This is a genomic window from Clostridium sp. FP1, assembly GCF_011065975.2.
GTDB lineage: Bacteria > Bacillota > Clostridia > Clostridiales > Clostridiaceae > Clostridium_AD > Clostridium_AD tagluense.
The window spans coordinates 1,423,795-1,438,276 of record NZ_JAAMNJ020000001.1; the positions used below are offsets into that span (position 1 = coordinate 1,423,795).

General features: G+C 31.9%; 15 protein-coding genes and 1 riboswitch. All 15 genes read left to right on the top strand.

Annotated features, from left to right (window positions below):
* Positions 1 to 125: 125 nt before the first annotated feature.
* The 15 genes from G9F70_RS06900 (at position 126) to G9F70_RS06970 (ending at position 14,471) form a co-directional block, all read left to right on the top strand.
* Positions 126 to 446: an ABC transporter permease gene (locus G9F70_RS06900; RefSeq protein ID WP_224617454.1), complete on the top strand. Its 321-nt coding sequence runs from the start codon at positions 126 to 128 to the stop codon at positions 444 to 446.
* A gap of 94 nt (positions 447 to 540) precedes the next feature.
* Positions 541 to 1,251 (top strand): sensor histidine kinase, encoded by a 711-nt coding sequence (locus G9F70_RS06905; RefSeq protein ID WP_224617455.1) that lies wholly within the window; start codon positions 541 to 543, stop codon positions 1,249 to 1,251.
* 215 nt (positions 1,252 to 1,466) lie between these two features.
* Complete coding sequence (locus G9F70_RS06910) at positions 1,467 to 2,471, top strand: ATP-binding cassette domain-containing protein (RefSeq protein ID WP_164946625.1); 1,005 nt, start codon at positions 1,467 to 1,469, stop codon at positions 2,469 to 2,471.
* Complete coding sequence (locus G9F70_RS06915) at positions 2,455 to 3,252, top strand: ABC transporter permease (protein ID WP_164946624.1); 798 nt, start codon at positions 2,455 to 2,457, stop codon at positions 3,250 to 3,252. Before G9F70_RS06910 ends, G9F70_RS06915 begins: the two co-directional genes overlap by 17 nt.
* Complete coding sequence (locus G9F70_RS06920) at positions 3,236 to 4,033, top strand: ABC transporter permease (RefSeq protein WP_164946623.1); 798 nt, start codon at positions 3,236 to 3,238, stop codon at positions 4,031 to 4,033. The genes G9F70_RS06915 and G9F70_RS06920 overlap by 17 nt, the downstream gene beginning before the upstream one ends.
* Positions 4,034 to 4,098: 65 nt before the next feature.
* Positions 4,099 to 4,821, top strand: coding sequence for an alkaline phosphatase family protein (locus G9F70_RS06925; protein WP_164946622.1), 723 nt, complete (start codon positions 4,099 to 4,101; stop codon positions 4,819 to 4,821).
* 95 nt (positions 4,822 to 4,916) lie between these two features.
* A riboswitch (cobalamin riboswitch) is annotated at positions 4,917 to 5,095 on the top strand.
* 120 nt (positions 5,096 to 5,215) lie between these two features.
* Positions 5,216 to 5,536 (top strand): CGGC domain-containing protein, encoded by a 321-nt coding sequence (locus G9F70_RS06930; RefSeq protein WP_164946621.1) that lies wholly within the window; start codon positions 5,216 to 5,218, stop codon positions 5,534 to 5,536.
* A 76-nt stretch (positions 5,537 to 5,612) separates the two neighbouring features.
* Positions 5,613 to 6,626: an ABC transporter substrate-binding protein gene (locus G9F70_RS06935; RefSeq protein ID WP_202882651.1), complete on the top strand. Its 1,014-nt coding sequence runs from the start codon at positions 5,613 to 5,615 to the stop codon at positions 6,624 to 6,626.
* A 2-nt stretch (positions 6,627 to 6,628) separates the two neighbouring features.
* Positions 6,629 to 7,717 (top strand): FecCD family ABC transporter permease, encoded by a 1,089-nt coding sequence (locus G9F70_RS06940; RefSeq protein ID WP_187353010.1) that lies wholly within the window; start codon positions 6,629 to 6,631, stop codon positions 7,715 to 7,717.
* On the top strand, positions 7,717 to 8,490 hold the full coding sequence (locus tag G9F70_RS06945) for an ABC transporter ATP-binding protein (RefSeq protein ID WP_164946620.1): 774 nt from the start codon (positions 7,717 to 7,719) through the stop codon (positions 8,488 to 8,490). Before G9F70_RS06940 ends, G9F70_RS06945 begins: the two co-directional genes overlap by 1 nt.
* Positions 8,491 to 8,617: 127 nt before the next feature.
* Positions 8,618 to 9,295 (top strand): response regulator transcription factor, encoded by a 678-nt coding sequence (locus tag G9F70_RS06950; RefSeq protein WP_164946619.1) that lies wholly within the window; start codon positions 8,618 to 8,620, stop codon positions 9,293 to 9,295.
* 1 nt (position 9,296) lies between these two features.
* Entirely contained in the window at positions 9,297 to 10,298 is a 1,002-nt protein-coding gene (locus G9F70_RS06955; protein WP_164946618.1) for a sensor histidine kinase, read from the top strand.
* Between the two features lie 83 nt (positions 10,299 to 10,381).
* The gene (locus G9F70_RS06960; protein WP_164946617.1) at positions 10,382 to 11,065 is read left to right on the top strand and encodes an ABC transporter ATP-binding protein; all 684 of its coding nucleotides are present in this window, start codon (positions 10,382 to 10,384) and stop codon (positions 11,063 to 11,065) included.
* Entirely contained in the window at positions 11,062 to 13,677 is a 2,616-nt protein-coding gene (locus tag G9F70_RS06965) for an ABC transporter permease (protein ID WP_164946616.1), read from the top strand. The genes G9F70_RS06960 and G9F70_RS06965 overlap by 4 nt, the downstream gene beginning before the upstream one ends.
* 566 nt (positions 13,678 to 14,243) lie before the next feature.
* The gene (locus tag G9F70_RS06970) at positions 14,244 to 14,471 is read left to right on the top strand and encodes a hypothetical protein (protein ID WP_164946615.1); all 228 of its coding nucleotides are present in this window, start codon (positions 14,244 to 14,246) and stop codon (positions 14,469 to 14,471) included.
* Positions 14,472 to 14,482 lie beyond the last annotated feature (11 nt).

A 14,482-nucleotide genomic window follows, 5' to 3' on the forward strand; every position in this document is an offset into this window, starting at 1 on the left:
TTATGAAACTTTTAAAGGCTGAATTATTAAAGTTAAAAAGGATACCAATTTTTCAAATGGCAATTTTAGCACCGGCATTAGTAATTTTATTAGGTGTGAAATTCTATAGTTTTTTTTAGCTTAAGATGCCACAAATTACTCCTTGGGAGGGGTTAGCGGCAAGTTCACTGCACATGTTTATAGGAGTATTATTACCTGTTTTAATGATGTATGTGATACTAATGATGGGCAGGATAGAAAATTTAAATAATGCTTGGAAACAGATTTTAGTTATGCCTGTAAAGAGGGGAACATTTTATTTAATAAAATACTTAGTGGTACTTTTAGTACTTATAGTAGCTTTAGTATCATATTTAACGCAGTATACGCTAGCAGCATATTTTCTTTGCGCTAAGGGAATGATTCCAGAGAAAGCTAGCAACTCCTATAGCAGAGATTATAGATAATATTAAAAATCTATCACAGGGTAAATTTAATGTTAAAAACGTTAAAAAAATAGGGGCCTACAATGAGGTAAATAAAAACATTAATAAATTGGCTGTGAATTTAGAAGAAAATCAGAAGGAGCGAACAAATCTTGAGAATACAAAGGAAGAGTGGATTGCAAATATTGCACATGATTTAAAGACCCCACTATCATCGGTTAATGGATATGCTCAGCTTTTATTAGGTGAGGATTATCAGTTAGATGATGGTGATGTTAAAAGATATGGAGAAATCATTATAAACAAAACAGAGTATATTCAAGAATTAATTAACGATCTTGCGCTAATATATAAATTCAAAAATAAAGTAATTCCACTTAAGATAGAAAAAGAAAATGTAATTGAGGTTGTACGAGAAACAGTAATTGATATTTTGAATAATCCACTTTATTGTGATAGAAATATTAATATTGATTATGATTTAGAGAAAATATATGTAGATTGCGATAAAAAATATATAAAAAGAGCATTAAATAACTTTTTATTTAATGCATTAGTTCATAATCCTAAAGACACTATAGTGAATATAAATATAAGTGAAAAATCAGGTGTAATAATAGAAATTAAGGATAATGGAAATGGAATTACGCAGGAAGATTTAAAATCTCTGTTTCATAGATATTATAGAGCTACAAATACAGATGAAAGCCACAAGGGATCTGGTCTTGGAATGGCTATAAGCAAAGAAATTATTGAAATTCATAATGGTGAGATAGAGGTATTTAGTAAGTTTTCAGAAGGAACAAAGATAATAATAAGGTTATAAAAAATATTTTTAAAATATACTTGTAAAATATAGAAGGTATGCTATAATTTACTTTAATGTGAGAGTGTATCTAGGGTTCCGGTTTGAAAAAATGTCTGGTCCGAGCGATACAGGATGATATCTACACTTTTAGGGAAAAAGCCTGAAGGACGAGTCTCAATCTAGAGATTTGTTTTTAGGGCTTTATTTTTTTTGAAAAAAGGAGATGTTAAAAAATGAGCATAATAAAAGTGGATAATCTTTGCAAAACTTTTAAAGTTAAAACAAAGGAACAAGGATTACGGGGGAGCGTTAAGTCAATTTTTTCACCAAGCTATCGAGAGATTGATGCCGTCAATAATATTTCTTTTGAAGTAGAAAAGGGAGAAATATTAGCTTTCATAGGGCCCAATGGAGCAGGAAAATCAACTACTATAAAAATGATGACAGGCATACTATATCCATCCTCAGGAAATATTGAAGTCTTAGGTATGAATCCAGCTACTGAAAGAAAAGAATTGTCTTATAAAATAGGTACAGTTTTCGGACAAAAGTCACAGCTTTGGTTTCACTTACCACCACTCGATAGCTTTCATTTACTGGGAAATATTTATGAAATGGATAAAGTAAGGCTTCAAAAGAGAATAGACCTCTTAAAGGAGATTTTTGAAATAGGTGACTTAATGGATGTTCCTGTGAGAAAACTTTCTTTAGGTCAAAGAATACGTTGTGAGATTGCAGCATCTATTTTACATGAACCTGGGATTATATTTTTAGATGAGCCTACCATAGGCTTGGATGTGGTTGTAAAACAGAAGATTCGAGAACTTATATTGCAGCTTAACAAGGAAGAAAAAACCACTATATTCCTAACCTCTCATGATTCCGGTGATATAGAACAATTATGCAAAAGGGCAATCATTATAAATCATGGTGAGATGGTATTAAACGAAACAATTAAGAGCCTTAAGCATGACTATTTAAACAAGAAGATAATACAGATTAAGTATAATGAAATAGTGAATCTAGACAATTGCGAACTAAATATTATTAAAAATAAGGGAAATGCAATAAAGGTTCAAGTGGATACATCAAAACAAGATATAGAGCAGGTGCTAACTAAGTTAATAAAATGCGGAAAGGTGAATGACATAACCATATCAGAGCCACCACTTGAGGAAATAATATCACATATTTATAAGCTGAATAAGGAGGACGACATGCATGAAGGTATTTCTTAAATATGGACAAATATCTAAAATAACAATGTCTAATAGCTTGGTGTATTTTTGGAATTTTCTTAGTAAAAATATATTTTTTGTATTCATAATGTTTATATATTTAATGCTTTGGAAAAATATATATGCACAAAAGGGTAGTACAATTGCTGGGCTAAGTTTAAATGCAATGATTTGGTACTTGATAGTTACGGAGCTTGTTACTCTTTCAAGAACAGATATACATGTACAAGTAAATGAAGATGTGAAGAGCGGTAACATAGCTTACTTATTGAACAAGCCTTATAACTATGTTATTTATTGCTTTTCCTACTTTGTAGGTGAAATTGGCATAAAACTTTTAACTAATGGCATAATTGGACTTTCTATAGGTTTCATATATGCGGGGACCTTGGAAAATTTTAACGTACTGCACCTCCCTTTTATATTCTTATCATTAATTGTAGGTTGCTGTATTAACTTTTTTATCTATATAACGTTAGCATTAACCTCATTTTGGTTTGAGGACAATACAGCTTTCTTTTGGATTTATTCAAAGCTAATATTTACCTTAGGGGGTATGCTTATGCCTATAGAACTCTTTCCAGATTGGCTCCAAAAGGTATCAAAGTATCTACCTTTTGCTTATGTAACTTATGTGCCAGCAAAACTTGCAGTAGATTTTTCACTTTCAAATTTTTATAAACAATTTTCAATTCAACTATTATATTTAGGAATATTTTTTACTTTAGCTATGACTTTATATAAGAAGGGGGCAAAGAATTTAAATGTTAATGGAGGCTAAAAAGAGCTTAAAGCTAATGGGTTATTATTTTAAATTTAATATATCTTCAGTTATGGAATACAGGGTTAGCTTTCTTGTACAATGTTTTGGTATGATACTAAATAATTCAGCATTTATATTTTTTTGGTGGATATTATTTGAAAATGTAAACACCATTGGTGGATATGGTTTTAAGGATGAAATGATGCTTTGGGCCTTAATGTCTACTAGTTTTGGTCTTTGTTTTGTGGTCTTTGGTAATGTAAATCAGATTACAAGAATGATAATAAATGGTGAGTTAGATAGCTATCTGCTACAACCTAAAGATCCTCTTATTAATATACTATGTTCTAAGACTATAGTATCCGCATGGGGTGATACCTTATATGGAGTAATTTTATTTTTTATAATCAAAGGTTTTCATGTTAGAAGTTTCTTATTGTTTTTATTATTTTGTATTACAGGTGCTTTAATATTATCTTCAGTACTAGTGACCTTTCATGCCTTAAGTTTTTATTCAGGTAATACAGAGGGGTTAGCACAACTTGCAACAGAATTTTTCATAAGTTTTAGTATTTATCCAGAAGGCATATTTAATAATGCTGTAAAGTATATACTTTATACTGCTATACCAGTAGCCTTTGTGGTTTATATACCTGCAAAGCTGATAAATGAGTTTTCTCTTGTTATGCTTTTAGAGGTTTTAGGAGTAGCATTAATATGGGTAGTAATAGCTTATACTATGTTCTACAAAGGCCTTAAAAAATATGAATCTGGGAATTTAATAACAAATAAATTGTAATGTATAATAAACATATTTAAAATAGATATGACATTTTAAAGTATGTCATTTAATGAGGTGAGAATATGATAAATAAAAAATCAATTGAAAATGATAGTACCTACTCCAGTGTAATGTGTAAAGATGCAACAGTGAAAGGGTATCATGAATATGAGGATTTATTTGAATCGCTATCAAAGGATTTAACAAAAAATAATGACAAAGAGTACTATTACGTTTATTTGCCTGAAATAGATTCTATTGCTCATAAAAAAGGAAATACTTCAAAAGAATTTGTGGAAGCCGTGGAGAAATTATTAAAACAAATGGATAAACTCTATGAAAAGGGCAAGGGGTGCTTTAAAAATACAGCAGTTATGATTTCAGCAGATCATGGGCAAGTAGATACAGATTTAAGTACAAAGTGCTATTTAAATAAAATAATACCTAATATAGATATATATTTAAAGAAGAATAAAAATAATGATTTAATTTCACCAACAGGTTTTCATAGAGATTTATTCCTTCATGTTAAGGAAGAACATTTATTTACAGTGAAGAAACTAATAGAAAAAGAGTTAAAGGGGTTAGTTTACGTATATACTTTTGATGAATTGAAGGAAAAAGGGTTTTTAGGACATCCAAGCCAGCGAATGATAGAAAGATGTGGAAACCTTATTTTATTACCTAAAGATAACAATCATATTTGGTGGTATGAAAAGGATATTTTTGAACTTTCATTTATAGGAGTCCATGGTGGGGCAAGTAAAAATGAGATGGAGATACCACTGTTATTTTATAGATTTTAGCAGTCACAGTTACTGGTCATTTTATGATAGAATGCTAAAAATTACTTGATTAATGTACTTACAGTATGGTAGAATAACTTTGTAAAATTGAATATGTAAAAATAGGTTTAATAGGTATTTAATATCTGTTAATTAAAAGGGAAGTGGGTTTGAGTCCCACGCGGTCCCGCCGCTGTAATAGAGGAGTTCTTGCATTATGCCACTGGGAAACTGGGAAGGCTGCAGGAATGTTGATACTTAAGCCAGAAGACCTGCCTATTCTAATGTACTGAGAACTCTACGAGCGATAGGGGTGGTAAATGTTTGAAAAATACTTTTTTGAATTTACAGCTTTTTAACTATTGTTAAAAGGCTATTTTTTTGCGAAAAATAATTTGCTTTATAGGAGGTAAAAATGAAGATAGCTATTGGAGTATGTGAAAAAATAAATGGAATATGTACAACCATGGGATGTTTTAAAGCTTTAAACAATAAAGAGAAACATTTCAGTATGTATGGAAATGAAAAATTAGAGCTTATGTCCTTTTTCACCTGTGATGCTTGCTCAAATAATTCTGCTGAAAATTTGATGAATATTGCTGGGAAATTAGAGAAGGAAGGGGTTAAAAGACTTCACCTTGGTGTTTGTATTGTTAAATGCGAAACTCAAAGAACTAAGGAAATAAAGGAGATATTTGAGAAATATCATATAGAAGTAGTAGAAGGTACTCATTAAATCATCATCTGCGGTGATGTAATATTAATAAATATATCATAGTATATAAGAGATACACAAAGGAGAGAAAATTCAAATGAAAAAGATAATAAGTATGATTTTAGCAGGGTTTATGGTATTTGGAACAACTGGATGTGGAAATAAACATGCAGCAACTGCAGCAAAAACAGAAACTAAAGTAGAAAATAGTAGCAAACAGTCCTCACATTATCCTGTTACAATTACAACATATAATTATGCTAAAAAGCCTGTTAAAATTACTTTTAAAAAATCACCAGAGAAGGTTGTTGCAGTATATCAGAATTCAATAGAAACATTACTGGCATTAGGATTGCAGGATAAAATAATTGCAGCATCCGGCTTAGATCATGACGTTAAAGATGAATATAAAAGTGCTTTTAGCAAAGTAAAGTATTATGAAAAAAAACTAATAAAAGAAGAGGTTATTGGATTGCAACCTGATTTCATATTGGGCTGGTATTCTCTATTTGGTGAAAAAAATCTTGGGGATGTAGGGTTTTGGCATGAAAGAGGTGTAAATACATATATGGCGCAAAATAGTAGTGTTGTTAAACCAGATAGTTTGCAAAATGAATATGATGATATTTTAAACATGGGTAAAATTTTCAATGTAGAAGATAAAGCAAGTGAGATAGTTAACAATATGAAAAAGGAAATTGAAAAAACAAAGGCTTTGGTTAAAGGAAAACAAGCTGTTAAAGCAGTGATTTTGGAAGTGGAAAAAGACGGCGTATATAGAATTTATGGAGAAGATAGTATTGGTGGCGATATTGCAAAAGGTGTTGGAGCAAATTTAGTAGCAAATAAAGATGGTAAGATAGGAAATGAAGATTTGATAAAGCTTAATCCTGAGGTAATTTTCACTGTTTATTACGGCAAAGAAATTGATAAAGAAGCTGCATTAAAAAGCATTATGAATAATGCTGGACTTTCAAGCATTTCAGCAATAAAGTCAAAACGGGTTCATCCTATAATGCTAGGTGAAGTTTATGCTAGTGGTATTAGAACCTTAGATGGTATAAAAACAATTTCTAAAGGATTATATCCTGAATTATATGGAAACAAGTAAAAATGAAAAGAATTTATAAAAGTAATACACAAAGTGCTTTACTCAATGGAACACCTATTTATATAGGTGTTTCCATTGTGCTTGTAATTTTCTTGATTTTTTCTATTTTAATAACTGTAACAATGGGTTCTGTCCATATTTCTATAAAAGATGTATATGAAATCATAGGGTACAAGCTACTTAATATTGGTGATGGGAAAATTTTAGGAAGTGGGCCTGCTTATGATATTGTTTGGTTTATAAGGTTTCCAAGAATTATTTTAGCAGTTTCTGTAGGTATAGGTCTTTCAGTGTCCGGAGTCATTATGCAGGCAATTGTGAAAAACCCCTTAGCGGATCCATATATATTAGGAATTTCTTCAGGAGCATCCCTAGGGGCTACCTTAGCGATTTTGCTTGGTGTTGGTGTTTTCTTTGGAAGCAATTATGTAGGGAACTGTGCTTTTTTAGGAGCATTTGCAATATCAATACTTGTATTAACCCTTGCAAATGTAAATGGAAGAGCTAATTCCACAAAGCTTTTGCTGGCAGGTATGGCATTAAGTAGTGTTTGTTCAGCATTTTCAAGTTTTATTGTATACTTTGCTAATGATAAAGATGGTATGCAGAGTATAACATATTGGCTTATGGGAAGCCTTGCAGGTGCAAACTGGCAAAATATAAGAATAATTCTTCCTGTTGTAATAGTAGCTACATTATTTTTTATTACTCAATATAGAACTCTTAATTTGATGCTACTTGGTGATGAAGTTTCTATAACTTTAGGTACAGACCTTCAAAAATATAGACAGTTTTATCTGATAATTACATCAGTTGTAATTGGATTCATAGTATACGCATCAGGGATAATTGGATTTGTGGGACTTATTATTCCTCATCTTGTACGAATGATATTTGGAACAGATCATAAAAGGATTATTCTACTATCAGCATTGGTAGGAGCTATATTTTTAGTTTGGGCAGATGTTTTATCTAGAATTATAATACCAGGGAGTGAACTTCCAATAGGAATATTGATTTCTATGATAGGTGCTCCGAGCTTTATATATCTTATGGTAAGTAAATCCTATGGATTTGGAGGGGATGATTAATGGAGCTAAAGACAATAGACGTAGAAGCTTATTTAGGTGGAAGCCATATTTTGAAAGGCTTAAGTATTCATGCAAAGGAAAAAGAATTTGTAGGAATTATAGGACCCAATGGCAGTGGTAAAAGTACGCTTTTAAAATGTGTGTACCGAATCTTGCGGCCGTCTACAGGAGCCGTATTTTTAGATGATAAAAATATTAAGGGTTTTTCTATGAAAGAAAGTGCAAAAAAAATGGCTGTGGTGTCTCAACATAATAATTATAATTTTGATTTTACTGTTTCCGACATGGTTCTAATGGGAAGAGCACCACATAAAAAGTTTATAGAAAAAGATAATGCACAGGATTATAAAATCATGAAAGAATCTTTAGAAAAAGTAGGTATGACAGATTATGCTAAACGAAGCTTTTCAAGCCTATCAGGTGGAGAAAAGCAAAGAATAATTCTTGCAAGAGCTTTAGCACAAAAAACGGAGTGTCTTATTCTAGATGAACCTACAAATCATCTAGATATAAAGTATCAACTTCAGTTTATGGCTATTATAAAAGAGCTGGGGGTCACAGTTATATCTGCTATTCATGATTTAAATATTGCTGCCTTATATTGTGATAAAATTTATGCAATGAAAGCGGGTAAAATTCTTAAGTTTGGAACCCCAAAAGAGGTTCTAACGGAAGAATTAATAAAATCTTTGTACGAGGTTGATGCTAAAGTTATGGAAGATGAAGAAAATGGGTTTTTAAATATAATTTATAAACCCTATCATGTAAAATAATAGGATGTAAGACATGATGTAGACCAGCAAATTAATTTGCTGGTCTGTATTGTTTTAGTATTACATTTTATAATATGTTATTATGTGAGTAATTGCTAAAATATTAAGATAAAGGAGAGTTTGGAAAATGAAAATACTATTTGTTGAGGATGATAAAATAATTGCATCGGGACTTTGTTATTCTCTGACGCAGGAGGGATATTTTGTAACCCACTGTTTGAATGTGGAGTCAGCAAAAACTACGATAGGTGCTAATAGCTTTGATCTTGCAATACTTGATTTATCTCTTCCAGATGGAAGTGGCTACGATATTTGTAAAATAATTAAGGCAAAAGAAGATATACCAGTAATATTTTTAACGGCAATAGATGATGAGGTAAATGTAGTTATGGGTCTTGATATGGGGGCAGATGATTATATAACAAAGCCATTTCGTATAAGAGAATTTCTATCCCGGATTAAATCTGTACTCCGCAGATATGACAAGACAGAATTCACAAAAACACTGTTTGAATTTAGTGGTATAAAAATAGACACAGCGAAGGCAAAAGTGTATAAAGGAGAGCAGGAAGTTATATTAACTTCTCTTGAATACCGCCTACTCCTAATCTTTGCAAATAATCAGAAGCAAGTAATTAATCGTAATCAGCTTTTAGAAGGGCTATGGGATTTTGCAGGGGACTTTGTAAATGACAATACTTTAACGGTATATATTAAACGCTTGCGTGAAAAGATTGAGGATGACAGCAAAAATCCAACAATCATAAAAACAATTCGTGGAATTGGATATAAGGGTGGCGACTAATATGTTACGAAACAAAGAAATAAAAATATATCTAATTCTTTTGGTTTCAATTTCACTAATAGGATCTGTTGCCTGCTTTTTCGTTAATATAATTGCAGGAATTATAGCATTTTCAGCTTTGATTTTAATGATTGTTATATCTTTCATTTTTACCAAGTGGAGATATAAGCAATTGGACCAATTATCTGAGTATCTAAGGAGAATTACAGGTGGCGAGTATTCCCTTGATATTAGAGATAATGATGAGGGCGAGCTTAGTATACTTAAAAGTGAAATATATAAAGTAACTGTGACTCTATATGAACAAGCTGAGCTATTAAAGAGAGACAAGCTTTTTCTTGCGGATTCAATTTCTGATATTTCCCATCAGCTTAAAACTCCAATAACTTCAATGTTTGTTATGACAGACCTTATATGTGATGAAAGCCTACCCCAGGATAAACGCCAGGAATTTTCGCGAAATATTCGGTCACAACTTGAAAGACTTAAGTGGCTTGTTATGTCACTTCTAAAGATATCTAAGATTGATGCAGGCACAATTGAGTTTAAAAAAGAGAATGTAAATGTACGAGAGCTTATCAGTAGGGCTACCCAGCATCTGCTAATTCCTATGGAAATCAAAGAGCAGATCCTTGAAATTAGCGGTGATAATTATGCTGAATTTATTGGTGATTTTAATTGGTCCTCTGAGGCTACTTCAAATATCATAAAAAATTGTATTGAGCATACACCTTGTGGTGGGAAGATAGTTATTGATTTTTGTGAAACAACAATATATACAATGATTAAAATAGTTGATAACGGTGGGGGCATCAATAAGGAGGATTTGCCATATATATTTAATAGATTTTATAAGGGCAAAAATGCAGGCAATAACAGTATAGGTATTGGGCTTGCCATGACAAAAAGTATTTTGCAAAAACAAGGTGCCATAATTGAAGTCACCAGCGAAAAAAACAAAGGAACAGAATTTACTATCAAGATTTATAAAAGCATTGTGTGACAAAAATGTCACCAAAATAGTCACTACAAAGTCATATTAGGCAGATATACTAAGGTTATAAACTAATAGAGGAGTGAGCAGGAATGGAAATTTTAAGAGTAGAAAATCTGTCTAAAACATACGGCAGGGGTGAATCAGCCGTAAAGGCTTTAGATAATGTGTCGTTTTCAGTGAATAAAGGGGAATTTGTTGCAATTATTGGACCATCAGGGTCAGGCAAATCAACACTTTTGCATATATTAGGTGGTGTGGATCCCCCAACTACTGGTAAGGTTTTTATAGAGAATACTGACATTTATGCTCTTGACGAAACAAAGCTTGCTATATTTAGACGCAGGCAAATCGGTCTTATATATCAATTTTATAATTTAATACCAGTTTTGAATGTGGAAGAAAACATTACCCTGCCGCTATTACTGGATGGTCAAAAGATAAAGGAAGGGCAACTAGATGAGATAATAAGCACACTGGGCCTTGTAGATAGATTAAACCATCTGCCTAATCAGCTTTCAGGGGGGCAACAGCAACGTGTATCAATAGGAAGGGCACTTATTAATAAACCGGCGCTTGTACTTGCAGATGAGCCTACGGGGAACCTTGATAGTAAAAACAGTGGGGAAATAATAGAACTTTTAAAGTTGTCAAATAAAAAATACCATCAGACTTTAATAATAATCACTCATGATGAACGCATTGCTTTGCAGGCGGACCGAATAATTTCAATTGAAGACGGTCATATTGAAAGGGATGAGGTGATTCGTAGATGAATATCATAAATTCTTTGACCCTTCGTCATATGAAACTAAATAAAAAACGTACTATTGTTACCATTATTGGTGTTATATTATCAGTTTCAATGATAACAGCCATACCTACCTCTGTGATGTCTTTCCTTAGTATGATGCAGCGAAATACCATAGAGGATACAGGAGATTGGCACGTATGCTATAATAATTTAAGCAGTAAAAACATTAATGTAGTGATGAATGATAAAAATACGGAGAGAGTAGCACTAAGCAGGGATATAGGATATGCAAAGCTTCAAGGCTCTAAAAATAAGGATAAGCCCTATCTTTTTATAGAGGAATATGATGAGCAGGGCATGGAAAGCTTTAATTTAAATTTAGTTAAGGGTCATTTCCCTAAAAACTCAAATGAAATAGTTATATCTTCTTATATTTCAGAAAATGCTGGAGTGGCATATAAGGTTGGTGACATACTTAAATTGGATGTTGGCCAGCGTTATGAAGATGGAAATAAGGTAGCCCTTGGTCAGGATTACGGCTTCAGAAGGCAAAGTAAAGATAACAAAGGTGAAAAATTTATTACAAAATCTAAAAAAGAATATACTGTAACAGGAATTATAAGTAGACCCAAATTTGAACTTTACTGGTCACCGGGCTATATGGTGATATCCTATCTTGATAAAAAGCAGCTTACTCCTACTGATACTGTTAATATGTCGGTAGTTTGGAAAAATGTTAGCAAAAAGGTAAATACAGAGGCAAATGAGCTTTCGAAAAGAGTAGGCGTTTCTAGTGATAGTACTATCTATAATAGGGAGCTTTTAAGGTACTATGGAATTATTAATGATGGTGTGCTCTTAACGCTATATGCTCTTGCAGGTATAATGATAACTATTATAATTATAGGTTCCGTAGCACTTATATATAATTCCTTTGCAATTTCAATCTCGGAGCGTAGCCGTCATTTAGGAATGCTTGCAAGTGTAGGCGCAACAAAAAAGCAAAAAAGTAAATCTGTATTTTTTGAAGGTTTTGTTGTTGGGGTTATTGGTATCCCTATAGGTGTATTTTTGGGTACGGTAGCAATGGGTATAACCTTTAAGCTTGTGCAGCCACTAATAGAAGGCTTCAGAGCAGGCCTTAAACTAAAGCTTGTAATATCTCCAGGCGCAATAGTAGTTGCTATATTGCTTTCTATTATTACTATTTTAATATCATCTTATATTCCCGCAAAACGTGCCTCGAAGATATCTCCTGTTGATGCACTGCGTCAATCACGAGACATAAAGCTCACCAGTAGAGCTGTAAAAACATCTAAACTGACAAGACTTATATTTGGATTTGAAGCAGAGCTTGGGCTTAAAAACTTAAAGCGAAATAGCCGCAGATATAAAGCTACCATATTTTCCCTGGTTATTAGTATTGTCTTGTTTTTATCAGTTTCATCCCTATCCTTGCTGTCTCAAAAATCAGCAGAAAGCGCAGCTAATAATATTCCTTATGATATTAGTGTGTTTGTAACCTCCGCTGCCACATCACAAGAGAAAAAGGATTTTTATAAGGCAATATCAAAAATGGAATATGCGGATGAAAGTATTATTCAAGATACTGTGAAAGATATTGTAGTAGATGTTAAAAGCAGTTTAATTCCAGATGAAATTAAAGCGATTATCCCACCAAATAATAAAGAAGAAAAGGCTGAAACCTATAAAACACATTTTCAGATAAAATCTATTGATGAGGTAGCACTTAAAAGATATGCTAAAGAAACGGGAACTGATCTTACTAGTTTAAAAGATACTGTAAATCCCTCTGGCATACTCATTAACACTGTGGCTATGAAAGTAGATAATAAATACCTACGTATGAATCGCTTTAACATTAAGCCAGGAGAAAAATTGAAACTTACGTGTCCAGTAAGTAATAAGCCTAATGAATGTAGTATATTGTTAGAAATAGCAGCCCTTGCTGATAAGACTCCCATTGGTGAGACCATGTTAACTAACATAGAGGAACCTATGATTATAGTATCAGAGCAGGTATATGCCAGTATGCAAGGGAAGATGCCAAGAATATCTAAGAATATCCATGTGGATATGATTATTAAAAGTTCTAATCCTACGAAGCTTGTGGAAAGCATTAATGAATATCAAAATAAGAGCTCAGTTGCAAGTGTAAATATTATTGATTTTACAATGCAAAATAAACAAGGGAGGCAAATGTGGATTATTATCCAGGTGTTTTTATACGGCTTTATAGGAATTATTACTGCTATTTGCGTAGCCAATATTTTTAATACTATATCAACTAGCATATCCCTACGTAGAAGGGAATTTGCAATGCTTAAATCCGTTGGAATGACACCAAAGAGTTTCAATAAAATGATTAATTACGAAAGCTGGTTTTATGGAATTAAAGGATTACTCTATGGACTTCCCATTAGTTTTGGAATGATGTATTTGATTTATAGGGTTTTGAGCCAGTCATTCGATGCTGAATTTGCTGTTCCATGGGGTAGTGTTATTGTCACTATAATTGCTGTATTTACAATTGTCCTTTCAACGATGCTATATGCAACTTCAAAGATTAAGAAAGACAATATTATTGACGTATTGAAAACAGAAAACATATAGTAAAGACGCTTATGGTTTGAGATTCTCAATTTCCCCAAATGATTCATCAGAAATAAATAAAATTCAAAGTATATACTTATTCTTTTTATGGAAAAAGATAGGGTTAAACCTATCTTTTATTATTTTTTGAATAAAAATATGTCAATTAACCTATTGATGTAGGAGACTTTCCTTCTGAAATATCGTTAAGTGAATAAAGATAACTTAACTACGATATAGGTAGACAACATAGTATTCTATGTATGAACTGCCTATTATTTTTAGTGTGTAAAATATATACATTTGCGATACAAACCACTTTAAGATATAAAATGTATAAATATCTTAAATTTATTCCGAGTAATAGTAATTTATGGTACAAAATGGTATGATGTTATGGAGATGTAAGTGGTATTGGTAGATTATTGTTATTATTCTTATTATGTATTGCGTCTGGTATAAATATATTCAAAAATCACACAAAATGAAATACAAATAACAGGCTGTTTTAAGGGATTATCCGGTTTTAATAGTTATGACGCTTAAGTAAAATTAGATGACCTAAAAAAGAAAGGAGAAACAGATATATGAATAAAAAATCACATTACCAAATAGGTACTATTTTTATGGTTGCAAGTGGGTTTATATATACTATCGAGAGATTTATTGCTTATTATTCATGGACTGGTCAGATGGTTAAAGGAAGTTTTCCCACATATCCTGAACTGCCAGGTTTATTTACTAATATGTTTTTACCTTTATTTTTTATTATAGGTACAATTTCATTTATAATAGGCTATATAAAAAATGATTAATTCGCAGTCTT